This window comes from Rathayibacter caricis DSM 15933, assembly GCF_003044275.1.
GTDB lineage: Bacteria > Actinomycetota > Actinomycetes > Actinomycetales > Microbacteriaceae > Rathayibacter > Rathayibacter caricis.
Window position 1 is genome coordinate 738,142 of sequence record NZ_PZPL01000001.1, and the last position, 25,313, is coordinate 763,454.

The window sequence follows — 25,313 nt, forward strand, 5'->3', positions numbered from 1 at the left end:
GGGAACGCAGTGTCAGGATGCGGGTGCGAAGCTGCTGATCAGCGGCGCGACCGAGCCGAAGAGGCGCTCGGTGGTGGTGTCGGCGGAGGTGACGTAGAAGCTGTCGACCTTGTACCAGGGTGCGACCCACGCGTTCTCGGTCACGTAGCGGTTGGCCGCCTGGTAGGCGCTCGCCTGCTCCTCGCCGCTCGTGCTGCGGATCTGCTCGACGATGCCCTCGAGCTCCGGCGTGGTCGTGTGGAACGGGTTGAAGAAGCCGTCGGGCAGGACCGAGGTGAGGGTGTCCCACGAGTCGGCTCCGCCGCCGATGCTCGCTATCTGCAGGCTGAACCGCGGGTTCGCGAACTCCTGGAAGAGGTTCGCCGGGTTGATCGGCACGTAGGTCACGGTGATGCCGATGTCGGCGAGGTACTTCTGCAGGATCGGCTGGTACTTCGCACGGAACGTGAAATCCGCCATCTCGACGGAGAAGCCGTCGGGGTAGCCCGCTTCGGCGAGCAGCTCCCTCGCCCGCGCGGGGTCGTACGGATAGGTCCCCTCGAGAGCGGGGTCGTACGCGGACGTGCCCTCGCTCCACATCTGCTCCGTGACGGTCCCTGCGCCGCCGTCGATGCTGTCGAGGATCGCTTCGCGGTCGAACGCCATCGCGATGGCCTGGCGGACGCGCACGTCCTTCAGCGCCGGCTGGGTGGCTCCGTCGCGGTCGGCGATGTTGACGCCCACCCAGTCGACGGGGTCGGAGTAGAGCGTGAAGTCGGACGCGTCGAAGCCGGTCGAGGTGGCCTGGTCGATCCAGGCGCCGTCGGCCTGCCCGGACTTGACCGCGTTGACCCGGGCGGTCACGTCGGCGATCACCTTCAGGCTGATCTTCTCGTACGGCCACGCCTCGGCGTCCCAGTAGTCCGGGTTCTTCGTGTAGACGAAGGTCGAGCCCACGGTGGTGGCTGCGGTGTCGAGGACGTAGGGACCGGACCCGACGGGGTTCAGGGCGAGGTCGGCGTTCTCGAGAGCATCGGGAGAACCCATGGCGCCGGCGCTGAACGCGAGATTGGTGAGCAGGAACGGGTCCGGCTGCGCGAGGGTGAACTCGACCTCGGTCGGGCTGATCACCTCGACCTCGGCGATCGACGCGGAGCGCCACTTGTCAGCGCCGGAACCGGCCGCCGCGTGCTCGATGTTCGCCTTGACCGCCTCGGCGTCGAACGCCGCCCCGTCCGAGAACGTGACATCGTCACGCAGCTCGAGCGTGAGCGCGGTGTTCGTCTCGTCGTAGGACCAGCTGGTCGCGAGTCCCGGGCTCAGGGAGCCGTCCGGCTCCGAGGTCAGCAGGGTGTCGTAGACCGGCATCCAGTACTGGGGTGCCTCGCCGCCGGTGGTGAGCTCGCCCGGATCGAACGACTGGAAGTCGAAGGACGTCGCCAGGGTGAGGTCGGTGGAGGCGGCTCCGCCGCCCCCACCGGGGGCGCATCCGGTCATCGCGAGCGCAGCGACCGCTGCGGCCGCTCCGAGTCGGAGGGTGCGTGTACGGATCGTCATTGATGTACTCCTTGGTGGGGGATGTCGAGCGAGGACCTCGTCGGGGAACCGTGCGCGGTCCTCACGCGGGCACGGCGGACGTCGGCCGGTGCCCGCAGCGAAGCGGGCCCGGAGACGGGTGGTGCCGCCCCGGTGCGGGGCGGACGATGGGGGCGGGCCGCTACTGCGCCCGGTGGCGGAGAAGACGGACGCGCGAGCCGCCGATCTCCCCTGTGGGCACGAGCCTCATGTGCTCGTCGCCGTTCAGGAGCCGACCCTCGATCCAGTCGCCGTCCTCCTGCCGGAGCTCGCGGACCCGGTCGAGTTCGACGACGTCGAGCGAGTGGGCGAAGTCGACGGTGAAGCCGGTCCCGAGGAGGAGGAACTCGTCGTCCGCCACCTGGAGGATCGCGCCGAACGCCCGGTCGTCCGCCGGATCGGGGCCGAAGGGGCCGGCGGAGCTCTCGAGCTCGAGCTCGGGGCGCGAGACCGGTCGCGCCACTCCGGCGTCGAGCAGCACCCGCGTGAACAACGCGGCGGTGTCGTGCACCGTGACGGTGTACTCGCCGAACGAGAAGGTCTGCGGCTCCTCCCCCTCGAGCAGGACTGCGCGGATGCGGCCCGCGGCCTGAGCGTGGACGACCGCCTCCGTCTGGCTGGTCAGGAGGCTGGAGGCCGTGAAGAACTGGTTGCCCGGACGGCCGTCCTCGACGCCGAATGCGCAGTAGCCCACTCCGTTGTACCGCGCCAGCGCGAGGAAGAGGTCGGCGACGCGGAACCGTGCCTCGGGGATGAGGAGCGCACGGCCTCCGCGCGAGTACTCGCGCATGACCGGCTCCGAGTCCTGAACGTAGATGTCCGGCGCGATGATGTCGATCGACGGGGCGAGAGACTCCCAGACCGGGATCATCGCCGAGGTCGGTCCGCCGCTGGGGTACTGGCCCGCCTGTGTCTGCCCGGGCTGCGGTCCGAGCCAGGCGTTCACGAGCGTCGGGAGCGGCAGCACGGCCTTGCCGAGGGCGGCGAGCTCCTCGATGTAGCTCGCGAAGCCCCAGCTCATGAAGAGCTCGTCCGAGCGGTTGTCCTCGCCGAAGACCTCCGCCCAGCTCCCGGTGGACTGCGTGAGCCGCTCGGCGAGCCAGCTGCCGGCGAACTCCTCATGCAGGAGGACCGTCTCGATGACGTCCGCCGGGACGTCGCTCTCCCACGCCGCCTGAGCAGTCGGGCTGATGTCGCGTCCGCCGCCCAGCAGACCCACCTCGTTCTCGATCTGCACCATGATCACCGTGTGCTCGGCGTCCTCGACTCGCAGGTGCTCCAGCAGGGCGGCGTAGGCGGCGGCGTCGGCAGCCCGCAGCTCGCGTGAGAAGACGGACAGCTCGGGCTTGGACATGGCGCCGACGTAGCTGAAGGGGGCGGCGGTCTCGGAGGGGACGACACGCGCCCGGGGGAATCGGTCGAGGTCGGCGCGGACCCAGGTCGGCGCGTAGGTGGACCGGGCGTTCTTGTACGCGCCGAACCAGATCAGCACGATGCGTAGACCGTGCCGGCGTGCGACGTCGAGAGTGGCGGACACGGACGAGAAGTCGAAGGCGCCCTCCGTGGTCTCGACCTCGTCCCAGCTCGTCGTCGCCACGATCGTGGTGACGCCCGACTCCGCCAGACGAGCGCAGGCCCGGTCGAGGTAGGCGGGATCGGACGAGGTCGAGTTGTGGAGCTCCCCGCCGAGGGCGAGGTAGGGGGCGCCGTCGACGATCAGGCGGACGGCCTCACCGACCCGCTCGAGGCGAGGGAGGTCGGACGCGGAGGTGCCGTCGGTCCCGGCGAGCGGGAGGACGGGGAGCGACAGGGACGTCATAGGTCTGGGCCTTCTGGTCGGACGGACGGAGGGACGCCTCGACGACGCAGGAACCACGACGTCATCGGGTCGTTCTCGGAAGGGGCACAGTCCTCGCGGAGGCGGGGACCGGCAGTGATCAGGACACTAACCGACTGCGAACTAAAAAGCGAACAGTTGCTACATTTCAACATGATCACGGCCCGGGCAGCTCGACACACGGGTCGGTGCGAGCGCCTCGGAGCACCTGCGGAGGACAGGCAGGACGTCGGTCGTCGGGTCGCCGAGCAGCTCGAGGCGGAGCCCCCGCCACAGTGCAGCGAGAGCGGCCGCCACGAGGTCGGGATCTGACAGCGCGAGGCGATCCCGCTTCAGACACCGCCGCACCACCGCGGTGAGTCGATCCCGCAGCATCCGGTCGCGATCGCGGAACCAAGCGTGCGCGGGATGCGCGGGATCCGCAGCCTCGAGCTCCAGCTTCGTCAAGAGCCGGAGATGCTCAGGCTGCTCCAGAGCACCGGCGGCGAGCGCGACCATCACGACCGGCACGTCGCAGTCGACATCGAGCACCTGCGGGAGGGACTGCGCGAGGCACTCGAGCACCTCGTGGAGGAGCAGCTCCTTCCGTGGGAAGTGGTGCAGCACCCCCGCCGCGCTCATCGAGAGCGGCTCGCCGATGCGGATCAACGAGCTCCCGGCGTAGCCTCGCTCACCGAACTCGGCGGCGGCGGACTCGACGATCGCACGGCGGCGCGCGACGCTCTTCGCGTACGACCCCCTCGGCGTTCCGGCGGCGGACGGTTCCGACGTCACCGCACCCGGCGGATGGGGATCAGCGCGAGGCCGGCGAGCACCGCCAGGACGACCGCGATCGTGAAGACCGTCGAGAATCCGGCGGTCGAGACGATGACCCCGGCGACGATCGGCGCGATGATCTGCGGGCCCGTATTGGCGATGTTGAGGATCCCCATGTCCTTCCCGCGGTTCTCGGCGCTGGGCAGCACCTCGGCGAGGAGCGCCTGGTCGACCGCGATGTACATGCCGTACGCGAAGCCTCCGACGGCGAGGAATGCATAGAACGCCCAGACCTCCGCGACGAAGATCAACGGCAACTCGCCGACGGCGAACACGAGCGACGCCGCGATCACGATCGGCTTGCGGCGCTGCAGCGCGTCCGAGAGAGGTCCCGAGACCAGAGTGGCGACGCCGGAGGAGACCGCCATCACGACCCCGCCCAGGCCGATGACGGCGCCGGCCTCCGCGAGGCCGAGGCCGATGTAGTCGGTGAGGACGAACAGCTGGTACAGCAGAACCATCATGAACGACAGCAGCAGGAGGAACCGCCCGACGAGCGCCAGCAGGAAGTCGCGGTCCTTCGGCGGCACGAAGCTCCTCAGCAGCGCCCCGACGGAGAACGCCTCGCGCGGCTCCTCGCGGTTGTCCGGCTCCCGCGAGAACAGGACGAAGACGACCATCGCGATCGCGATCAGCCAGGGCAGCCAGCGCAGGCCGTCCCGCGGCATCGTGATGTAGGCGCCTCCGACGATCGCACCGAGACTCTGCGCGAGCAGCTGCCCCAGCCCGATCAGGGTGGACGCCTTGCCCAGGTTCTGCGAGCCGACACGCTCGGGGAGCACGGCGAACAGCGGAGCGAGGACGACGGCGAGGCCGACCTGGAAGACGACCCAGAGAACCACGAGCAGTCCGAAGTCGCTCGTGAACGACATGGTCGTCGCGGCGGCGCCCAGGAGGACTCCTCCGCTGACGATCCACGGATTGCGACGGCCGTAGCGCGAGCGGGTGCGGTCCGACAGAGCGCCGAAGACGACCGTGGCGATCATGCTCGCCACCGAACCCGCTGCAGCGAGCGTCGCGAAGAGTGCGATCTTGCGCTCGGGATCGATCTCGGTCATCAGTGCGGGGATGAGCGCGTTCGCAGCGCTGAACGGCAGCATCCAGCCGGCGTGGGCGAGGAAGAGGAGCGGTCCGAGCCGTCCGAGCTTCGGCGGCGCCGCCTCCTGCTCGAGATCGGTCGCCTGAGTGGCTGCTGTCATGGGGATGCTCCTTCGCACGGTCCGTTCCAGGGGTCGAAGGAGACGGTAACCCAAAACCAGTGCAGTTGCTACATTTTCCCTCGTGTCACTCGGAGACGACGAACGGGGCGCCCCTCGCCCCGCACGCAGCGGAGGAGGGACGCCCCGTCCCGGAGAGTGCCGAGCGTCAGCTCGTCGGCGCCAGCAGATCGGCGTGGTGCACCTCGGCCACGTTCGGGTGCGCGCGCAGGCGGTAGCGCAGCGCGTTCTCGCCGTAGGTCTCGAGGATCGGGCTGTTGGTCGGGTCGACCGACAGGCCCGACTTGAGCTCCTCGGGCAGCGGCAGCGACGGCATGGTCGAGTCGAGCGAGGGGTTGAAGAAGTACGGGATCGAGATGCGGTCGGTGCCGATCAGCGGCGAGATCACGCGGTGCAGCGTGGCCTTGAGGTAGCCGCCGGTCGCGAGCTCCAGCATCTCGCCGATGTTGACGACGAACGCGCCGGGCAGCGCGGGCGCCTCGATCCACTCGCCGTCGTGCTCGACCTGCAGGCCGCCCTTGCCGGGCTCGACCAGCAGCAGGGTCAGCACGCCGCCGTCGCGGTGCGCGCCGACGCCCTGCTTGGGCTCAGGGTCGGAGGTGCCTGGGTAGCGGACGACCTTGACCAGGGGGAACGCCTTCTCGGCGAAGGCCTCGTCGAAGACGTCGGCCGGGGCGTCGAGGGCGACGGCCCAGGTGCGCAGCAGGCGGATCGCGACGGCGGCGAGCTCCGCGTGCCAGCGCTCGAAAAGGGTGCGGAACTCGGGCAGGGCCTCGGGCCACAGGTTCGGGCCCTCGAGGCGCTGGTAGTCGGGCACGTCCGGTCCGGCCGGGACGACCTCGCGCTCGATGCCGATGTCGACCTGCTCGCGGTAGTCGACGTCGCCGTTGGTGAGCTCGGCTCCGAAGCGGGTGTAGCCGCGGAACTGCGGGCTGGCCGTGTTCTCGATCGCGAGCTTGTCCTCCTCCGGCAGATCGAAGAAGCGACGGGAGACGGCGACGACGTCGTCGAGGAGCTCCTGCGGCACGCCGTGACCGACGAGGTAGAAGAAGCCCACGTCGTGGGTGGTCTCGCGCAGGTCGCGGCGGAAGGCGGCGGCCTCCTCCTCGCCCTGGTCGAGGCGGGAGAGGTCGAGGATCGGCAGGGAATCGGTCATGGGGAAAGCCTTGCGCAGTTCGCCTTCGGCGGAGCGATTGTTACGACAACCAAAAGCGAAGACCCAGCAAGCACCCGGAGGACCGTGGTCCCCGAGTGCCCGCCGGGCCTTCAGCGCTGTCGAGTGTTACAGCGCGATCACGGGGTGGGCATGCCGCCGTTGACGTGCAGCGTCTCGCCGACCACGTAGCTCGACTCCGCCGACGCGAGGAACACGTAGGCGGGAGCGAGCTCCGCCGGCTGGCCCCAGCGTCCGAGCGGCGTCTGCGAGCCGACCTCGGGCAGCTTCTCGGGCGGCTGGCCGCCCGCGGTCTGCAGCGGCGTCCAGATCGGGCCCGGCGCGACGACGTTCACGCGGATGCCCTTGGGTGCGAGCTGCTGCGAGAGCGCCTTCGAGAACGTGTTGATCGTGGCCTTGGTGCTGGCGTAGTCGACCAGCGTCGGCGACGGCTGGTACGCCTGGATCGACGAGGTGCTGATGATCGCGGAGCCGGGAGCGAGGTGCGGCAGGGCCGCCTTCGTCATCCAGAACATGGCGTAGACGTTCGTCTTGAAGGTCTCGTCGAACTGCTCGTCCGAGAGCTCGAGGAAGTCCTCGACGAACTGCTGCTTGCCCGCGTTGTTGACGAGGATGTCGAGGCCGCCGAGGCCCTCGACCGCCGTGGCCACTGCGCCGACGGCGAAGTCGTGGTCGGTGATGTCGCCGGGGATCGCGACGGCCTTCCGGCCCGCCTCCTCGATCAGCGCGACGACCTTCTTCGCGTCGCTCTCCTCCTCGGGGAGGTAGACGATCGCGACGTCGGCGCCCTCGCGGGCATAGGCGATCGCGACGGCTGCGCCGATGCCGGAGTCGCCTCCGGTGACGAGCGCCCTGCGGCCGGTCAGGCGACCGGAGCCGCGGTAGGTCGACTCGCCGCGGTCGGCGAGGTCGTCCATCTTCGAGTCCAGGCCGGCCCCCTCCTGGTACTGCTCCTCCGTGTCGATCTCGGAGTACATCTTCGTCGGGTCCTGGAACGTGTACTGGTCTGCGGTGCTCTCGGAAGTCATGTCTTCGACGGTAGGCGCGCACCCCCGTCGAGCGCCGGTGGTTGACAGCGCATCCGTTCCGAGAGAGCGCTCCTCTCCGCCGCCGGAAACCGGGAGAATGGTGCGGTGACCGTCTCCTTCGACTCCTCGATCCCCCTGCCCGGCTGGCAGCACGCCTACTCGGGCAAGGTCCGCGACCTCTACACCCCGGTCGACGCCGACCCGGTGCTCGGAGCCGACCGCATGCTGGTCGTGGCGAGCGACCGCGTCAGCGCCTACGACCACGTCCTCGAGCCGGGCATCCCGGGCAAGGGCGAGCTGCTCACCGAGCTCTCCCTCTGGTGGTTCCACCAGTTGAAGGACGTCCCGAACCACCTCGTCCGCGGCGAGATCCCCGAGCCGGTCGCCCGCCGCGCCATGCTCGTCACCACTCTCGACATGTTCCCGATCGAGTGCGTCGTGCGCGGCTACCTCTCGGGCAGCGGGTGGAAGGAGTACCGCGCGAGCGGCACCGTCTGCGGAGTGGAGCTCCCCGAGGGCCTGTCCGACGGCGACGCCCTGCCCGAGCCGATCTACACGCCCGCCTGGAAGGCCCCGCAGGGTCAGCACGACGAGAACATCACCTTCGAGCGCACCGTCGAGATCGTCGGCGAGGAGGCGGCGGAGGCGCTGCGCACCCTCTCGCTGCACGTGTACCAGGAGGCGGCGACGATCGCCCTGGCGCGCGGAGTGATCCTGGCCGACACCAAGTTCGAGTTCGGCGTCGACGGCGACGGCATCGTGACGCTGGGCGACGAGGTCCTGACGAGCGACTCCTCCCGCTACTGGGACGCCGACGCCTACGACGCCGGGATCCGCGGCCAGTCCTTCGACAAGCAGATCGTGCGCGACTGGCTGAGCGACAACTGGGACGGCCAGGGCCTCCCGCCGAGACTCCCCCACGAGATCGTCGAGCGGACCGCTGCCCGCTACCGCGAGCTCATCGAGCGCCTGACCCACTGACGACCGTTCGGAACGACCCGTGAACGACGAGCGCACCCGCGTCCGGCTGGACACCGGCGGCGGCGACCCCGACGAGGCCCGCCACCGCCTCGCCACCCTCTACAACGGCGACGAGTGGTCGGCGCTGCCGAGCGAGAGCGCCTTCTCGTACCGGTACGCCGCCCTCGGCGACGCCGCCATGACGCTGCGCACCTCGCGCATGACCGGCGAGCTCCGCGGCGCGGTCGGAGTGACGGACGAGGTCGTCGTGCAGTGGATCGTCGGCGGGCGCGCCACGGTCGACGACGGCTCGGAGCCGCTCGCGATGGTGCCCGGCCGGCCGCAGCTGTTCCCCGTCGGCCGCGCGTTCGGCTTCGAGTACGTCGACTACGAGCAGAAGCTCGTGCACCTCGGCCGCACATCGGTCGAGAACGTCGCCGCCGAGCAGGGCCTCCTGGGGCCGCTCCGCTTCGATCACCGCGCCGTCCCGACCGAGCAGGCGGTCCAGCACTGGCGCTCCGCGGTGTCGGCCTCGGCGCAGGCTCTGCGCAGCGAGCGCGTCAGCCACCTCCTCTGGGACGAGCTGACGCGCGGCACCATCACGGCGCTGCTCGAGCTCTATCCGCCGGAGGCCGCCGTCGCGCCGCCCGAGCTGCTGCTCCCGCGCAACGCCCGCCTGCGTCGGGCGGTCGAGTTCATCCACGCGCACGCGTCGGAGCCGATCGGCCCCACCGAGGTCGCCGTCGTCGCCGGGCTGAGCGTGCGCGGCCTGCAGTCCGCGTTCCAGCGGGTGCTCGGGGTGCGGCCCATCGCCTACATCCGCTCGGTGCGGCTCGATGCCGCGCACGCCGAGCTGGCGGCGGCGGATCCGCGCGTGGCGAGCGTCACCGCGATCGCCCACTCCTGGGGCTTCGGCAATCCCGGCCGCTTCAGCTCGGCCTACCTCGCGCGCTTCGGCGAGTACCCCAGCGCCACGCTGCAGCGCTGAGACCGCGGCGGACGGATCAGGCGGCGGCCAGGGGCGGCGGGTGGCCCTCGAGGATGTCGCTGACACCGGTGAGCAGCGCGGCGAACCGCACCGCCTCGGCGTCGGGGATGCCGGCCGAGAGCGAGCGGATCGCACCGTAGGTCGGCTCGTCGGTGCCGCGGATCGCCGCCTGCGCGCTCTCGGTCAGGCACAGGATCCGGCCACGGCCGTCGGAGGGGTCCGCCACGCGGTCGACGTAGCCGGCGCGCACGAGACGGTCGATCATCAGCGAGACCGCGGCGGTGGTGATGCGGATCGCGGCGGCGAGGTCGACCGCGCGGACCACCTCGTCGCGATCGGCGCCGATCCCGATCAGGCGCAGAGCCGCGAGGTCCGTGGTGCCGATGCCCAGCCTCGACTCGACGCGTCCGTCGTACTCGCGCTCGGCCGAGCGGAGCCGGGTGAGCAGGGCGAAGAGATCGGGACGGACGTCCATGGGTGTGCGCCTTCCTGGGACGAGGCAGGCGCCCCGGGCGGGTACTCGCGGGCTCCATCGAACCACCTCGAGCACTCCTCCGGGGCTTCTGTACCGAAAGCGCACTGGGACCAGTATTGATTAGCTAACCGACTTAGCAAGTACCTAGAGTCCTGCAGAGACGCTGCGGGATCCCTCCCCGTGCGCCCGGATGAGGAAGGCAGCGTGATGGGTCGTCTGCTGTACGGAACGCCGCCGAGCGCGCATCCGTTCGACGACCGCGCGCTCGCTCACCTGCAGCTCGTGATCACCGCGAAACTCCGCCGCAGCGAGGCCTTCGTACTGTCGATCGACGCGGACGCCGACGGCAGGCACAGCGAGTTGTGGCTGCATCCCGCGATCCCGCTGCAGTACGAGTACGACGCTCCCGTCGGACCCGAGGTCAACGCGCACTGGCTGCGCGAGCTCTCGGCCGCCGCCAACGGGCGCCGCGGACTCCACCTCGTCACCGAGCCGACCACGGAGCTCGACCCGTCCCGAGCGAGAGCAGTGCAGACATGAGCGACCACAACGGCACACTCTTCCGCCGCGGAGGAACGGTGCGCTTCGTCCGCTGGGTCTCGTCGCGCGACGGCGGCTGGGCCCCCGAGATCCTGCAGGGCCGCTACCTCGAGCGCGACGACGCCGGCTGGCTCGTCGAGGTCGACGGCACCCCCACCGTCCTCGCCAAGGACGACTGGGCCGTCTACCGCTGAGCGCCCGCGCCCGGCGTAGTGTGGAGCGGGTGCGTGCAGTCGATCGCCGCGGCATCACCTCCGCGCCCTACCTCCTGACCACGGTCGGCACGACGAGCCTGGTCTTCCTCTGCGCCTTCGAGGCGCTGGCCGTGACGACGATCATGCCGATCGTCAGCGCCGACCTCGATGGACGCGATCTCTACCCGCTGGCCTTCGCCGCGACGCTCGCCGCGAGCATCGTCGGCATGGTCACCGCGGGGTCCTCGGCGGATCGACGCGGACCGACCCCGGCGCTGGTCACGGCGATCCTGCTCTTCACCCTCGGGCTCGTGGCCGCCGGTCTCGCCGGCTCGATGGAGGTGTTCGTGGCCGCGCGCCTGCTGCAGGGGCTCGGCAGCGGAGGCATCACCGTCACCCTCTACGTCCTGGTCGCGCGGGTCTTCCCGCCGGAGCTGCATCCGCGGATCTTCGGCGCCTTCGCCGCGGCCTGGGTGGTGCCGTCGCTCATCGGGCCGTTCGCGGCCGGCGTCGTCGCCGAGCTCGCGAGCTGGCACTGGGTGTTCCTCGGGGTGGTCCTGCTGGTGGCCGTCGCGAGTGCGATCGTGGCGCCGACCCTGCGCGCGCTCGAGCGACAGGAGCGGCGGCCGTTCGATCGCGGGGCCGTGGTCCGCATCGTCCGCGCGGTGATCGTGGCGGGCGGAGTGGTGGTGCTGAGCACGAGCGCCGAGATCGCTCCCGACGCGGCCGGCGTGCTCGCCGTCGCGGCGATCGTGGTCGTCGTCCTCGCCGTGCGCGCGCTCCTGCCCCCGGGCACCCTGCGCGCACGGGGCGTCCTGCCGTCCACGATCCTCCTGCGCGGAGCCGTCGCGGCCGCCTTCTTCGGCACCGAGGTCTATCTGCCGCTGCTGCTGTCGGAGCAGTACGGCCTGCCGCCGTGGCTGGCCGGGGCGGTCCTCACCGCCGGCGCCGTCTCGTGGGCGCTCGGCTCGAACCTGCAGGGGCGGCCCGGAACACGGCTCACCCACGCGGGCGCCATGCGTCGGGGCACGTCGCTCCTGCTGGTCGGCGTGCTGATCGTGCTGCTCACGTCGGCGCTCGCGCTCCCGCCGTACCTCGCCGCCGTCGGCTGGTTCGCCGCGGGGGGCGGCATGGGCACGATGTTCCCCCGGATGGGGACGCTGACGCTCGCCCGATCCGCACCCGGACGCGAAGGCTTCAACAGCTCGGCCCTGCAGATCTCCGATTCAGGAGGAGCGTCCGTCTCGCTCGCGCTGACCGGCCTCCTCGCCGCCGCCGCGACCGGCCTCATCGGCGCGGGCTCGGTCGTTTTCACGGCGACGTTCGCCTACGGAGCCGTCATCGCCCTGCTCGCAGTGCTGCTCGCGATCCGCCTCGGTGGACTCCTCCGTGCCGAGGAGTCCACCGCCGGCGATCAGCTGTAGAGCGACTCCGGGACCTCGAGCCCGTAGATCGCCCGGCCCGAGCTCCAGATGACGGAGCACGCGGCCCGGAGGAGGTCCAGCTCGTCGTCGCCCGCATCGATGATCACAACGGAGTCGCCCTCGAGGCGCACCTTGGCGGAGCGCACCGAATGGGTCCCGTTCCGCGCGATCGTCGTCGCCGGGTACGGGAGGTGCAGCTCGCGCAGGTCGCCCAGGATGTAGGTCGGGCGCAGCGTCGCGTCGGCCGCGAGGAGCTGCTTCGCCCGGTCGATCCCGGTGAGCACGTGCGCGCTCTCCATCCCGGCGGCGTTGGCACCCTTGATGTCGGTGTCGAGCCGGTCGCCGAGGAACAGCGGATTCGACGAGCCGAACCGCGCCGTCGCCGCATCGAAGATGGCGCGCTCGGGCTTGCCGGCGACCACGGGCAGCCGGCCGACCGCGGTGTGCACCGCTGAGACGAGCGTGCCGTTGCCCGGAGCGATGCCCCGCGCGACGGGGATCGTCCAGTCGGTGTTCGTCGCGACCCACGGGATCCCGGCGTGCAGGGCGAACGAGGCCTCCGCGAGCTGCTCCCACCCGACCGTGGGCGCGAAGCCCTGGATCACCGCGGCCGGGGAGTCGTCGGCGCTGCGGGTGAGCCGGAACCCGGCCCGCTCCACCTCCGTCGTCAGACCCTCCCCGCCGACGACGAGGATCGTCGAGCCCGCCGGCACCAGGCCCGCCAGCAGCACGACCGCCGCCTGCGGCGACGTGACGACGTCCTCCGGTGCGACGACGAGCCCGAGGTCGGACAGGTGCGCCGCGACGGAGGCGTCGGTGCGGGACGCGTTGTTCGTGATGTACCCGACACGGAGCGTCTCGCCGGCTTTGTTCAGACTGTCGACGGCGAAGGGGATCGCGTCGGCGCCCTTGTAGACGACTCCGTCGAGGTCGGCGAGGACCGCGTCGCGGCCCTCGAGCGGGGACGGGTCAGTCTTCGGGGTTCTGAACACGGGGCTCCTCGTCGGTGTCGGTCGTGTCGGAGGCGGCGACGTCGGTCAGCTCGGCGTCGGAAGCGGTATCGGTCGCGGCTTCGGTGTGACCGGAGTCGGAGTGGACCGGGTCGAGTGCGGGGCCGTCGAGCTCGACGTCGGTGACGGTCTGATCGAGAGCGGCGTCCGGATCGGCGGGGTCGTCGAGTTCGATCTGCTCGTCCGCTTCGCTCGGCTCGTCCAGGTCGTCCTCGTCGTCTCCATCGGAGTCGTCCGACGAGTCAGCACTCTCCGACTCGTCGTCGACGGCTGCGGAGGGAGCGTCGTCGCCCGGAAGGACCGCGAAGGCCTCGCCCCCCTCCTCGACCACCTCGATCGTCTCGTCGTCGCCACCGCCCTCGGCCGCGAAGACCGCTCGTGCGGCGACATCCGCGCGACGCTGCCACTGAGCGGCCTCCTCGGTGCGCCCGAGCTCCTCGAGCACGGCCGCATAGGCGGCGAAGAGGTCCGGGCTGTACGAGAACGCCTTGTTCGGATCGAGCTGCGGGATCTCGAGCTCCATCAGCGCCAGCTCGGACTGACCGAGGTCGAGGCGCGCTCCCGACATCGCGATCGCGAGCGAGACCTGAGCCCCGACCGTCAGTGCACTGCGGTCGATCGAGCGTCCGAGCTCGAGCGCTTTGTCGGGGCGCCCGACACCGCGTTCGCTGTCGACCATCAGAGGGACCTGCTCGTCCGAGCCGGAGATGCGGCGGTAGGTGCGCAGCTCCCGCAGCGCCAGAGCGAAGTCCCCGATCGCGTACGCCGAGATCGCGAGGGACTCGCGCACGACGGCGATCCGACCCGCGCGTCGAGCAGCCGAGAGCACGTGCCGGTGCGCAAGCTCCGGATCCTCCTCGAGGAGCCGGCCCGCCATCACCAGGTGCATCGCGACCCAGTCGGCGTTCTCCTTGGTCAGCGTCTTGAGCTCGTTGCGGGCGACCTTGTCGAGATCCTTCGCCTGCACGTCGTCGGGCAGCTCGGGATCGTCGTGGCGCGGCCGGACCGATTGGAGGGAGCGGCGCTCCCGCTCCTCCTCCGTGATCTCCGGCTCCTCACGCGGAGCCCCGCGGCCGGCGAACCCGCGGACGCCCTGACGATCGCCACCACCCCGCCGGTCGTTCGAGAACGAGCGACCGCCGTCGCGTCCTCCCCGCGAGTCCCCGTCACGACGCGGACGCGAGTCACCGTCGGTACGAGGACGGAACCCACCCTCACGACGCGGACCGGAGTCCCCCTCACGCCGAGGACGCGAATCCCCATCAGTGCGCGGACGGAAGTCGCCCTCACGACGAGGACGCGAGTCCCCATCGCGACGAGGACGCGAGTCACCGTCGGTGCGAGGACGGAACCCACCCTCACGACGCGGACCGGAGTCGCCCTCCCGACGCGGACGAGAGTCACCATCAGTACGCGGACGGAAGTCGCCCTCACGACGCGGACGCGAATCCCCATCCCGTCGCGGACGCGAATCCCCATCGGAGCGCGGACGGGAGTCGCCCTCACGACGACGACGCGAATCACCATCGCTACGAGGACGCGAATCCCCATCCCGACGAGGACGCGACTCCCCGTCGGAGCGCGGACGGGAGTCGCCCTCGCGACGCGGACGGGAGTCGCCGTCCCGCGAAGGACGAGCACCACCGTCCGCGCGGGGGCGCGACGGACCATCCGTCCGTGGGCGGAAGTCGCCCTCGCGCCGCGGTCGGGACTCCCCGTTACCGCGCGGACGGTCATCGCGCCCGCTGCTGCGCGGTGCGGAGGAGCGATCCGCTCCTCCCGCACGATCCGACCGCTGGTCGCGCTTGCCGGCTCCCCGGTCGTCGCCGTCGGGTGCTCTGTCGTCCATGCGTTCCTCGCCTGTCGTGATCGTGCGCTGTGGAGTTGAACCGCTCGAAGCGGCGGACGGCACGAAGCCGTCATCCCGTCCACCCTAACCCCGGCTCTTCTGCGTGTGCAGGGCCTGGTGGTGCGGGTGGTGGGTTAAACAGCGATGGCCACCCATTTCTGGGTGGCCATCGTGAATGGTGTCCGGCGGTGTCCTACTCTCCCACAGGGTCCCCCCTGCAGTACCATCGGCGCTGAGAGTCTTAGCTTCCGGGTTCGGAATGTGACCGGGCGTTTCCCTCTCGCTATAGCCGCCGTAACCCTTGCGACACACCCACCGCACACACGGTGCTGGTGGGGGTCAAATCTGGGTTACACGTCAAGCGTGTATTCAATTATGTGCACCACCTCTCGGTGGCGCGGTGCCCGTATTCTGGGAACCACAAAGTGGACGCAAGCAATCTCTGACCACTCCTACCAGCCTTTACAACGGTATGAGTGTAGTGATTATCAAGTTATCGGCTTATTAGTACCGGTCAGCTCCGACAGTCTTTAGTCCTGTCTTCCACATCCGGCCTATCAACCCAGTAATCTGGCTGGGAGCCTCTCCCCCGAAGGGATGGAAATCTCATCTCGAAGCCGGCTTCCCGCTTAGATGCTTTCAGCGGTTATCCGTTCCGAACGTAGCTAATCAGCGGTGCTCCTGGCGGAACAACTGACACACCAGAGGTTCGTCCATCCCGGTCCTCTCGTACTAGGGATAGATCTTCTCAAATTTCCTACGCGCGCAGCGGATAGGGACCGAACTGTCTCACGACGTTCTAAACCCAGCTCGCGTACCGCTTTAATGGGCGAACAGCCCAACCCTTGGGACCTACTCCAGCCCCAGGATGCGACGAGCCGACATCGAGGTGCCAAACCATGCCGTCGATATGGACTCTTGGGCAAGATCAGCCTGTTATCCCCGAGGTACCTTTTATCCGTTGAGCGACAGCGCTTCCACAAGCCACTGCCGGATCACTAGTCCCGACTTTCGTCCCTGCTCGACTTGTCAGTCTCACAGTCAAGCTCCCTTGTGCACTTACACTCGCCACCTGATTGCCAACCAGGTTGAGGGAACCTTTGGGCGCCTCCGTTACTTTTTAGGAGGCAACCGCCCCAGTTAAACTACCCATCAGGCACTGTCCCTGAACCCGATTAGGGTTCGAAGTTAGATATCCAGAGTGACCAGAGTGGTATTTCAACAATGACTCCACGATCACTAGCGTGCCCGCTTCACAGTCTCCCACCTATCCTACACAAGCCACACCGAACACCAATACCAAACTATAGTAAAGGTCACGGGGTCTTTCCGTCCTGCTGCGCGTAACGAGCATCTTTACTCGTAATGCAATTTCGCCGAGTTCGCGGTTGAGACAGCTGGGAAGTCGTTACGCCATTCGTGCAGGTCGGAACTTACCCGACAAGGAATTTCGCTACCTTAGGATGGTTATAGTTACCACCGCCGTTTACTGGGGCTTAAATTCTCAGCTTCGCCTTGCGGCTAACCGTTCCTCTTAACCTTCCAGCACCGGGCAGGCGTCAGTCCGTATACATCGTCTTGCGACTTAGCACGGACCTGTGTTTTTAGTAAACAGTCGCTTCCCACTGGTCTCTGCGGCCATCGAACGCTCCCGGAGCAAGTCCGTTCACGCCTCAGGCCCCCCTTCTCCCGAAGTTACGGGGGCATTTTGCCGAGTTCCTTAACCACGATTCTCTCGATCTCCTTGGTATTCTCTACCTGACCACCTGAGTCGGTTTGGGGTACGGGCAGCTAGAACCTCGCGTCGATGCTTTTCTTGGCAGCATAGGATCACCGATTTCGACTTGCGTCTACCCATCAGATCTCAGGCTATATGAACGACGGATTTGCCTATCGTTCGCCCTACATCCTTAGACCGGGACAACCATCGCCCGGCTCGGCTACCTTCCTGCGTCACACCTGTTAATACGCTAAACGCACCAGCACGGGGTCGTACGCTAGGCCCAACGCTTCACCCCGAAGGGATCCATCACAGGGATTCAGATACTTAGCACTACTGGATTGTCTTGGGCGGTTCTTCGCCGGTACGGGAATATCAACCCGTTGTCCATCGACTACGCCTGTCGGCCTCGCCTTAGGTCCCGACTTACCCAGGGAAGATTAGCTTGACCCTGGAACCCTTGGTCTTCCGGAGGACGGGTTTCTCACCCGTCTTTCGCTACTCATGCCTGCATTCTCACTCGTGTGGCGTCCACGGCTGGTTCACACCGCCGCTTCACTCGCCACACGACGCTCTCCTACCCATCAACACGGCTGGACCACGAAGGCCTACCACAAAATGTCAATGCCACAACTTCGGTGGCGTGCTTGAGCCCCGTTACATTGTCGGCGCGGAATCACTTGACCAGTGAGCTATTACGCACTCTTTCAAGGGTGGCTGCTTCTAAGCCAACCTCCTGGTTGTCTGTGCAACTCCACATCCTTTCCCACTTAGCACGCGCTTAGGGACCTTAGTTGGTGGTCTGGGTTGTTTCCCTCTCGACTATGAAGCTTATCCCCCACAGTCTCACTGCTGCGCTCTCACTTACCGGCATTCGGAGTTTGGCTGACGTCAGTAAGCTTTTGGGCCCCATCGGCCATCCAGTAGCTCTACCTCCGGCAAGAAACACGCAACGCTGCACCTAAATGCATTTCGGAGAGAACCAGCTATCACGAAGTTTGATTGGCCTTTCACCCCTATCCACAGCTCATCCCCTCCATTTTCAACTGAAGTGGGTTCGGTCCTCCACGACGTCTTACCGTCGCTTCAACCTGGCCATGGATAGATCACTTCGCTTCGGGTCTAGACCCTGCGACTGAATCGCCCTATTCGGACTCGCTTTCGCTACGGCTGCCCCACACGGGTTAACCTCGCCACAGAGCACTAACTCGCAGGCTCATTCTTCAAAAGGCACGCCGTCACCCCTACAAGGAGGCTCCGACGGTTTGTAAGCAAACGGTTTCAGGTACTATTTCACTCCCCTCCCGGGGTACTTTTCACCTTTCCCTCACGGTACTTGTCCGCTATCGGTCATCTGGGAGTATTTAGGCTTATCAGGTGGTCCTGACAGATTCACACGGGATTTCTCGGGCCCCGTGCTACTTGGGATACTCTTCACGCCATAACACCATTTCGACTACGGGGCTCGCACCCGCTCTGGCCAGGCATTCAAACCTGTTCGTCTATGATGCGCTGTAACGTTCCGTGCTCGGCAGAACACGACGAAAAGTCCCACAACCCCGACCATGCAACCCCTGCCGGGTATCACACATGGCTCGGTTTAGCCTCTTCCGCGTTCGCTCGCCACTACTAACGGAATCACTGTTGTTTTCTCTTCCTGTGGGTACTGAGATGTTTCACTTCCCCACGTTCCCTCTACCCGCCCTATATATTCAGGCGGGAGTCACCAGGTCACCACAAAGGGCCTGGCGGGGTTTCCCCATTCGGAAATCCTCGGATCACAGCTCGTTTATCAGCTCCCCGAGGCTTATCGCAGATTACGACGTCCTTCTTCGGCTCCAGATGCCAAGGCATCCACCGTTTGCTCTTAAAAACTTGAAAATCACATGAGTTAAGAAACTACAATTCGAAGATTGCAGATTTCAATGATTTGCAGGAACACCCGAAGGCATCCCTGCGCCTCTGTCGATCCAAGACTCGAAAGTCCTGAATCTAAGATGCTCGCGTCCACTGTGTAGTTCTCAAAATACGGGCGGTACCCCTCCCCCACACACCCAGGCGTGAAGAAAGGATCCAGAAGGTCGACCCGAACCATCCGAAGACAGCCGGCCCGGTCCCTCAGGACCCAACAGCGTGCATGTGCAAGCCACCCTCCGCACCGTGCGTTCCCAACCCGAAGGCTGTACTGACACGAGACGAACTCGACCTGCACCTAGTTCAATGTTCCACCCATGAGCTACCAGCGAAGACATTCGCTTCGATCTGGCGCCTGGGACACCCTGCGGTGCCCAGATGCTCCTTAGAAAGGAGGTGATCCAGCCGCACCTTCCGGTACGGCTACCTTGTTACGACTTAGTCCTAATCACCGATCCCACCTTCGACGGCTCCCTCCCACAAGGGGTTAGGCCACCGGCTTCGGGTGTTACCGACTTTCATGACTTGACGGGCGGTGTGTACAAGGCCCGGGAACGTATTCACCGCAGCGTTGCTGATCTGCGATTACTAGCGACTCCGACTTCATGAGGTCGAGTTGCAGACCTCAATCCGAACTGAGACCGGCTTTTTGGGATTCGCTCCACCTTACGGTATCGCAGCCCTTTGTACCGGCCATTGTAGCATGCGTGAAGCCCAAGACATAAGGGGCATGATGATTTGACGTCATCCCCACCTTCCTCCGAGTTGACCCCGGCAGTCTCCTATGAGTTCCCACCATGACGTGCTGGCAACATAGAACGAGGGTTGCGCTCGTTGCGGGACTTAACCCAACATCTCACGACACGAGCTGACGACAACCATGCACCACCTGTATACCGACCTTGCGGGGCAACCATTTCTGGAAGTTTCCGGTATATGTCAAGCCTTGGTAAGGTTCTTCGCGTTGCATCGAATTAATCCGCATGCTCCGCCGCTTGTGCGGGCCCCCGTCAATTCCTTTGAGTTTTAGCCTTGCGGCCGTACTCCCCAGGCGGGGAACTTAATGCGTTAGCTGCGACACGGAGACCGTGGAAAGGTCCCCACATCTAGTTCCCAACGTTTACGGCGTGGACTACCAGGGTATCTAATCCTGTTCGCTCCCCACGCTTTCGCTCCTCAGCGTCAGTAACGGCCCAGAGAACTGCCTTCGCCATCGGTGTTCCTCCTGATATCTGCGCATTCCACCGCTACACCAGGAATTCCATTCTCCCCTACCGCACTCTAGTCTGCCCGTACCCACTGCAGGCCCGAGGTTGAGCCTCGGGTTTTCACAGCAGACGCGACAAACCGCCTACGAGCTCTTTACGCCCAATAATTCCGGACAACGCTTGCACCCTACGTATTACCGCGGCTGCTGGCACGTAGTTAGCCGGTGCTTTTTCTGCAGGTACCGTCAAACCGAAGTCCTTCTTCCCTACTAAAAGAGGTTTACAACCCGAAGGCCGTCATCCCCCACGCGGCGTTGCTGCATCAGGCTTTCGCCCATTGTGCAATATTCCCCACTGCTGCCTCCCGTAGGAGTCTGGGCCGTGTCTCAGTCCCAGTGTGGCCGGTCACCCTCTCAGGCCGGCTACCCGTCGTCGCCTTGGTGAGCCATTACCTCACCAACAAGCTGATAGGCCGCGAGTCCATCCTTGACCGAAAAACTTTCCACCCGCACCCGATGCCGGGGCAGGTCGTATCCGGTATTAGACGCCGTTTCCAGCGCTTATCCCAGAGTCAAGGGCAGGTTACTCACGTGTTACTCACCCGTTCGCCACTAATCCACCCAGCAAGCTGGGCTTCATCGTTCGACTTGCATGTGTTAAGCACGCCGCCAGCGTTCGTCCTGAGCCAGGATCAAACTCTCCGTAAAAAAATTACGACTCCAACCCCGAAGAGAAGGAAGTCAAGTTTGACCTCTAGCAAATAAGACATCATTACTGACATCAATTTCCAAAGGAATCTCAACCGGATCACAAAACCCGGCCGAGGTTATAAAATTGGCATTGAACATAGTGCACGCTGTTGAGTTCTCAAGAATCGGACACACCCCGCCTCCACCCCACAAAGGAGCTTCACAACGAGAGTGATCGAAGTATTCGTAAATCCGTGTTGCTTGTCACTGTGTGACCGGCTAAGCTGTAGAGAAGTTATTCTCTCCGCCGCCGTGGCAACTTGTATAACTTAGCACATCCGCAGGCCGTGTCAAATCCGGCTTCTTCGCGATGTCCTCACGCTCGAAGGCGCTCCGACGTTGCCCGGGCCGGACCGAAGTCCATCGCCGAGCGGCGAAGATGCTGGATCCGAAGGATCCTGCGAAGGCTTTACATCCTGCACACGAGGCGTGCTCCGAGAAGCTGCCTTGCGAGTGGATGGTCCCGATTGAGGCCGGGACGTAGGAGAGGCTCTTCCGAGCCCTGCTCTTTCCGTTTCCCTGCGGCCTTTGTGGCGACTCGGAATAAGTTACGCAGCGATCCGCACCGTGTCAAACGACGGGCAGAAATCGCGCATCCCGGGCGTGTCGCTCTCGGCCGTCCTTCACAGGGGAGCGGAGGCAGATCCCTCCACGGGACACCGTCTCGCCGCTCGGAACCGCAGGGGACGGTCACGAGAATGGGCGCATGACCCGCTCCCACGTCCCCCAGCTCCCCGAGAGCAGCCCCCGAACGGTCAGCTCCCTCGCCGAGGCCCTCACCCTGATCGAGGCGGCCCGGCAGGAGCGCCCCCTCCTCCTCGTCGGCGTGACCGGTTCGCCGGGATCCGGGAAATCCACGCTCGCCGAGCACCTGCGACGGCGGACCCCCGGATCCGTCGTCCTCCCGCTCGACGGCTACCACCTCCCCCAGGAGCGGCTCCGCGAACTCGGCCGGGGCGACCGCATGGGCGCCCCCGACACGTTCGACGCGCAGGGGTTCGTGACGGCCCTCCGGACACTGAGGTCGGCGCCCGCCGGATCCACGGTGAGCGCCTCCTCCTTCGACCGCGCGATCGAGGAGCCCGTTCCCGGCGCCCTGAGTCTCCCCGTCGAGGACGGGACGGTCGTCCTGGTCGAGGGCAACTACCTGCTGCTCCGCGACGAGGGCTGGGAGGACGTGAGCGCACTGCTCGATCTGCGGATCCACCTGCGGGTGCCGGAGACCACGAGACGAGCGCGCCTGGTGGCGCGGCACCTCCGCTTCGGCAAGACGCTCGACGAGGCGATCGCCTGGACGGACGGGCCCGATGAGAGGAACGCCCGGCGGATCGAGGCCGCGGCGCGGTTCGCCGACGTCGTCCTCGAGCAGGCGTCGGAGCGTCCGCTCCGACTGCTCCACCTCTCGGACACGCATCTGCTCGCGGACCCCGCCGGGCGGTACAACCGGATCTTGGACACGCGGGCCGGCCTGGAACAGCTGCTCGCCGCCCACGACGCCGTCGAGGGGATCGACGCGGTCGTCGTCTCGGGGGACCTCGCGGACGACGGCGCCCCCGCGTCCTACTCCGCACTCCGGGGCATCCTCGCGGCCTGGTGCGCCGCGCGCGGTGCCGAACTCGTGCTGGCGCTGGGCAATCACGACGACCGGGAGGGCTTCGGATCCTCCGATCCTCGGAACACCGCGACCACTGTCCGAGGCGTGCGCATCCTGACCCTCGATTCCTCGGTGCCGGGCGGCGCCTCGTGGGGACTGCTCACGGAACCGACACTGGCGTGGCTCCGGGAGCGGATCGCCGAGGACCCCGACGCGCCCGTCGTGATCGTGCTGCACCACCCGCCGATCGAGGCAGTGGCTCCGCTGCACACGGTGATGGGCCTCGTGAATCCGCACGACCTGTGGGAGGCGGCATCGGGAGGCACCGTCCTCGCGGTCCTCGCCGGACACTGGCACCACGCGTTCGTGGATACGACGGGCCCTGCTCCCGTCGTGGTCGCTCCGGGTGCGGCGAACCGGACCGACGTGCTCGCCGGTCCGCGGCACGAGAGGTCGGTGGCCGCGTCCGGAGCGTCGGTCATCGACGTGTCGGCCGACGGCGTGAGGGTGACGAGCACTGAGATCGACTCCCCCCACCGCGGAGCGGAGCTCTTCGACGTCAGCGGGGAGCGGCTCGCCGACGCGAAGCGCCGACTCGGCTTCCCCGGGTACTTCTCCGGCGCTCGACAGAATTAGTCAGTAGGCTGACTAATTCCTCGATCCCGTCGGAAGTGACCCATGACACCGCTCGTCCTCCTCGTCCGCACCCGTCGCCGCGCCTGGCTCACCGTGCTGTCCGCCCTGCTCGCGGTCGGGGCGCTGTTCGCCCTGCTGCCCTCGGGCGGCGAGTCGGGCTTCCCGCAGTCGGGTCTGCCCGACTCCGCGGAGTCGGCGCGAGCTGCCGCCCTGCTCGAGGAGTTCCCGTCGGCGGACACGACGGCGGGCGTCCTGCTGTGGAACCGCCCGGGCGGCCTGACGGACGAGGACCGTTCGGCGATCGCCGAGCGCGCGGAGGCACTCGCACTCCTGTCGACCACCCCGGAGGCGGTGCGGCCGCAGTTCAGCGAGGACGGCGAAGCGGCCCTCGTCGCGGTGCCGCTGACGGAGTCCTCGGTGGAGGCCGACGTCGAGGGGGTCGCGTCCGAGCTTCGCTCCGCGGGATCGGAGGGGCTGCCGGCGGGTCTGGACAGCTTCCTGACCGGGGCCGTCGGGTTCCAGGCCGACATCTCGAACGCGTTCGCGGGCGCGGATCTCCGCCTGCTGCTCGTCACCGTCCTGGTGGTCGCGGTGCTGCTCATCGCCACCTACCGGAGCCCCGTTCTCTGGATCGTGCCTCTCGTGGTGGTCGGCGTCGCGGACGGACTCGCGCGGATCGTCGCGGGAGCGCTGGCCGAGGCGGCGGGGATCGCGCTCGACGCCTCCGTCAGCGGGATCCTGTCGGTCCTCGTGTTCGGAGCGGGCACCAACTACGCACTGCTGCTCGTCGCCCGCTATCGGGAGGAGCTTCTGCGCGAGCCCGACCGGTACCGGGCGATGTCCACCGCGGTCCGCAGCGCCGGACCCGCGATCGCGGCCAGCGGAGGCACCGTCGCGCTGAGCCTGCTGACCCTGCTGCTCGCCGAGCTCGCCGGGAACCGGGCGCTCGGATTCGCCTGCGCGATCGGCGTCGCGATCGCGATCCTCTTCGCCCTCGCAGTGCTCCCCTCCGCTCTCGTGCTCTGCGGGCGCGGGCTCTTCTGGCCGTTCGTGCCGCGACCGGGAACCGGCAGCACCGCGGAGCGACCGGGACTCTGGACCCGGCTCGGCCGCAGCGTCTCCCGCCGGCCGGCGCAGGTCGCCGTCGCTGCCGTCCTGGGCGTCGCGCTGCTCTCGCTCGGACTGATCGGAGCGCAGGTCGGGCTCTCGCAGACCGATCAGCTGCTCGGGGATCCCGAATCGGTGCAGGCGCAGGCGGTCATCGACGAGTCCTTCGGGGCGGGGCTCACCGCGCAGACGACGGTCCTCGCTCCGGACGACGCGGTCGAAGACGCGGTCGCGATCGCCGAGGGGACCGACGGCGTCGACTCCGTGCGCCCCGGCGAGAGCGCGAACGGGAGGACCGCCCTCAGCCTCACGCTCGCCGGCGAGCCCGAGAGCGCTGCGGCCTTCGAGACGATCGGCGCGCTCCGCGACGCGTACTCGGCGGCCGACGGCGACGCCTCCGAGAGCCTCGTCGGAGGGAGCGACGCGACAGCGCTCGACACGCAGTCGGCATCGGAGCGGGACCAGGCGCTGATCATCCCGATCATCCTGGCGATCGTGTTCCTGATCCTCGCGCTGCTCCTGCGCTCGCTCGTCGCTCCGGTGCTGCTGATCGCGAGCGTGCTCGCGACCTTCTTCGCCAGCCTCGGAGCGGCGAACCTCCTGTTCCGCGGACTGCTCGGATTCCCGGCCTTCGACGCGAACGTGGTGCTCTTCGCGTTCCTGTTCCTCGTGGCGCTGGGCGTCGACTACAACATCTTCCTCGTCACCCGGGCCCGCGAGGAGCGGGCGGCGCACGGCACGCGCGAGGGCATGGTGCGGGCGCTCGCCTCGACCGGAGGCGTCATCACGAGCGCCGGGATCCTGCTCGCCGCGGTCTTCGCCGTGCTGGGAGTCCTCCCCGTCGTCGCCCTCACGCAGATCGGCGTGATCGTCTGCATCGGGGTCCTGCTCGACACACTCGTGGTGCGGACGGTGCTGGTGCCGGCGCTCGTGTTCCTCACGGGCGACGCCTTCTGGTGGCCGGGCGTGCGCCGGACCGATGTCGGGAGACGCATCCATGCCGTCCCGCTCGAGGATGCCGGGACGCGCTGACCGACGACGAGGCGCCGGGGCAGAGGGAAGCGGACGATGCGGGGCCGCACGCGACAGCCCGCACCGTCCGCTGATCGTGGTCCGCGGAGGCGGAGGTCAGGTCGACGGCAGCGCGACGGCTCCGGTCACGGCGGCCGCGTACTCGCGGGAGCGACGGGGCCGAGCGGGCTCGACATCGGTGTAGCGGCCGACGAACGGCGCGGGCGCCGCTCCGCTCGACACGTAGGAGCCCCACAGGGGGGAAGGCACGTACTCTGAAGATCGTTCGGTGGTCATCTCTCTCGTCT

General features: G+C 67.4%; 17 protein-coding genes, 3 rRNA genes and 1 pseudogene. 7 read left to right on the forward strand and 14 right to left on the reverse strand.

Going from position 1 to position 25,313, the window contains the following annotated elements:
* Window positions 1-12: 12 nt before the first annotated feature.
* From C1I63_RS03440 to C1I63_RS03465, 7 genes and pseudogenes are all read right to left on the reverse strand, one after another.
* Complete coding sequence (locus C1I63_RS03440) at window positions 13-1,536, reverse strand: ABC transporter substrate-binding protein (RefSeq protein WP_107573781.1); 1,524 nt, start codon at window positions 1,534-1,536, stop codon at window positions 13-15.
* Between the two features lie 160 nt (window positions 1,537-1,696).
* A complete protein-coding gene (locus C1I63_RS03445; protein ID WP_107573782.1) occupies window positions 1,697-3,373 on the reverse strand; it encodes a DUF5597 domain-containing protein in 1,677 nt (558 codons plus the stop codon).
* A 159-nt stretch (window positions 3,374-3,532) separates the two neighbouring features.
* Window positions 3,533-3,955, reverse strand: a complete 423-nt coding sequence (locus C1I63_RS03450) for a hypothetical protein (RefSeq protein ID WP_244906971.1) — start codon at window positions 3,953-3,955, stop codon at window positions 3,533-3,535.
* A gap of 9 nt (window positions 3,956-3,964) precedes the next feature.
* Window positions 3,965-4,165 (reverse strand): annotated as a pseudogene (locus C1I63_RS20425) (TetR/AcrR family transcriptional regulator); the annotation flags it as partial.
* Entirely contained in the window at window positions 4,162-5,406 is a 1,245-nt protein-coding gene (locus C1I63_RS03455; protein WP_107573783.1) for an MFS transporter, read from the reverse strand. The pseudogene C1I63_RS20425 and the gene C1I63_RS03455, both read right to left, overlap by 4 nt.
* Before the next feature lie 166 nt (window positions 5,407-5,572).
* Window positions 5,573-6,580, reverse strand: a complete 1,008-nt coding sequence (locus C1I63_RS03460) for an isopenicillin N synthase family dioxygenase (protein ID WP_107573784.1) — start codon at window positions 6,578-6,580, stop codon at window positions 5,573-5,575.
* 137 nt (window positions 6,581-6,717) lie between these two features.
* On the reverse strand, window positions 6,718-7,626 hold the full coding sequence (locus tag C1I63_RS03465; RefSeq protein ID WP_107573785.1) for a glucose 1-dehydrogenase: 909 nt from the start codon (window positions 7,624-7,626) through the stop codon (window positions 6,718-6,720).
* Between the two features lie 105 nt (window positions 7,627-7,731).
* Between C1I63_RS03465 and C1I63_RS03470 the strand changes: the two genes are divergently transcribed.
* Both C1I63_RS03470 and C1I63_RS03475 read left to right on the forward strand, forming a co-directional pair.
* Window positions 7,732-8,607, forward strand: coding sequence for a phosphoribosylaminoimidazolesuccinocarboxamide synthase (locus C1I63_RS03470; RefSeq protein WP_107573786.1), 876 nt, complete (start codon window positions 7,732-7,734; stop codon window positions 8,605-8,607).
* A gap of 19 nt (window positions 8,608-8,626) precedes the next feature.
* Window positions 8,627-9,574: an AraC family transcriptional regulator gene (locus C1I63_RS03475; RefSeq protein ID WP_107573787.1), complete on the forward strand. Its 948-nt coding sequence runs from the start codon at window positions 8,627-8,629 to the stop codon at window positions 9,572-9,574.
* Window positions 9,575-9,590: 16 nt separating this feature from the next.
* On the opposite strand, the gene C1I63_RS03480 is transcribed toward C1I63_RS03475, so the two are convergent.
* Complete coding sequence (locus C1I63_RS03480; protein ID WP_056868525.1) at window positions 9,591-10,049, reverse strand: MarR family winged helix-turn-helix transcriptional regulator; 459 nt, start codon at window positions 10,047-10,049, stop codon at window positions 9,591-9,593.
* Between the two features lie 207 nt (window positions 10,050-10,256).
* Here C1I63_RS03480 and C1I63_RS03485 point away from each other — a divergent pair, with 207 nt between their 5' ends.
* The 3 genes from C1I63_RS03485 to C1I63_RS03495 are packed head-to-tail and all read left to right on the forward strand — an operon-like array spanning window position 10,257 to window position 12,207.
* Entirely contained in the window at window positions 10,257-10,589 is a 333-nt protein-coding gene (locus tag C1I63_RS03485) for a DUF7882 family protein (RefSeq protein WP_107573788.1), read from the forward strand.
* On the forward strand, window positions 10,586-10,783 hold the full coding sequence (locus tag C1I63_RS03490) for a hypothetical protein (RefSeq protein WP_055789142.1): 198 nt from the start codon (window positions 10,586-10,588) through the stop codon (window positions 10,781-10,783). The genes C1I63_RS03485 and C1I63_RS03490 overlap by 4 nt, the downstream gene beginning before the upstream one ends.
* A gap of 29 nt (window positions 10,784-10,812) precedes the next feature.
* A complete protein-coding gene (locus C1I63_RS03495) occupies window positions 10,813-12,207 on the forward strand; it encodes an MFS transporter (protein WP_244906972.1) in 1,395 nt (464 codons plus the stop codon).
* On the opposite strand, the gene C1I63_RS03500 is transcribed toward C1I63_RS03495, so the two are convergent.
* The 5 genes from C1I63_RS03500 to C1I63_RS03525 all read right to left on the reverse strand — a co-directional run bounded on the left by C1I63_RS03500 (window position 12,198) and on the right by C1I63_RS03525 (window position 20,615).
* Window positions 12,198-13,199, reverse strand: a complete 1,002-nt coding sequence (locus C1I63_RS03500) for an HAD-IIA family hydrolase (RefSeq protein WP_107573790.1) — start codon at window positions 13,197-13,199, stop codon at window positions 12,198-12,200. The genes C1I63_RS03495 and C1I63_RS03500 overlap by 10 nt on opposite strands.
* On the reverse strand, window positions 13,177-14,184 hold the full coding sequence (locus C1I63_RS03505; protein ID WP_107573791.1) for a tetratricopeptide repeat protein: 1,008 nt from the start codon (window positions 14,182-14,184) through the stop codon (window positions 13,177-13,179). Before C1I63_RS03505 ends, C1I63_RS03500 begins: the two co-directional genes overlap by 23 nt.
* Window positions 14,185-15,246: 1,062 nt before the next feature.
* A 5S ribosomal RNA gene (gene rrf, locus C1I63_RS03515) occupies window positions 15,247-15,363 on the reverse strand.
* A gap of 187 nt (window positions 15,364-15,550) precedes the next feature.
* Window positions 15,551-18,667, reverse strand: a 23S ribosomal RNA gene (locus C1I63_RS03520).
* Between the two features lie 422 nt (window positions 18,668-19,089).
* Window positions 19,090-20,615: ribosomal RNA gene (locus C1I63_RS03525) — 16S ribosomal RNA — on the reverse strand.
* The 16S, 23S and 5S rRNA genes sit together here, the layout of an rRNA operon.
* Window positions 20,616-21,363: 748 nt before the next feature.
* Here C1I63_RS03525 and C1I63_RS03530 point away from each other — a divergent pair.
* Together C1I63_RS03530 and C1I63_RS03535 are read left to right on the forward strand one after the other, a co-directional pair.
* Entirely contained in the window at window positions 21,364-22,887 is a 1,524-nt protein-coding gene (locus tag C1I63_RS03530; RefSeq protein ID WP_107573793.1) for a metallophosphoesterase, read from the forward strand.
* A gap of 42 nt (window positions 22,888-22,929) precedes the next feature.
* Window positions 22,930-25,026, forward strand: coding sequence for an MMPL family transporter (locus C1I63_RS03535; protein ID WP_107573794.1), 2,097 nt, complete (start codon window positions 22,930-22,932; stop codon window positions 25,024-25,026).
* 96 nt (window positions 25,027-25,122) lie between these two features.
* Here C1I63_RS03535 and C1I63_RS19645 read toward each other — a convergent pair whose 3' ends face one another.
* Window positions 25,123-25,275 carry a hypothetical protein gene (locus C1I63_RS19645; protein ID WP_157603212.1) on the reverse strand — a complete coding sequence of 51 codons (153 nt, stop codon included), beginning with the start codon at window positions 25,273-25,275 and terminating at the stop codon, window positions 25,123-25,125.
* Window positions 25,276-25,313: the final 38 nt, after the last annotated feature.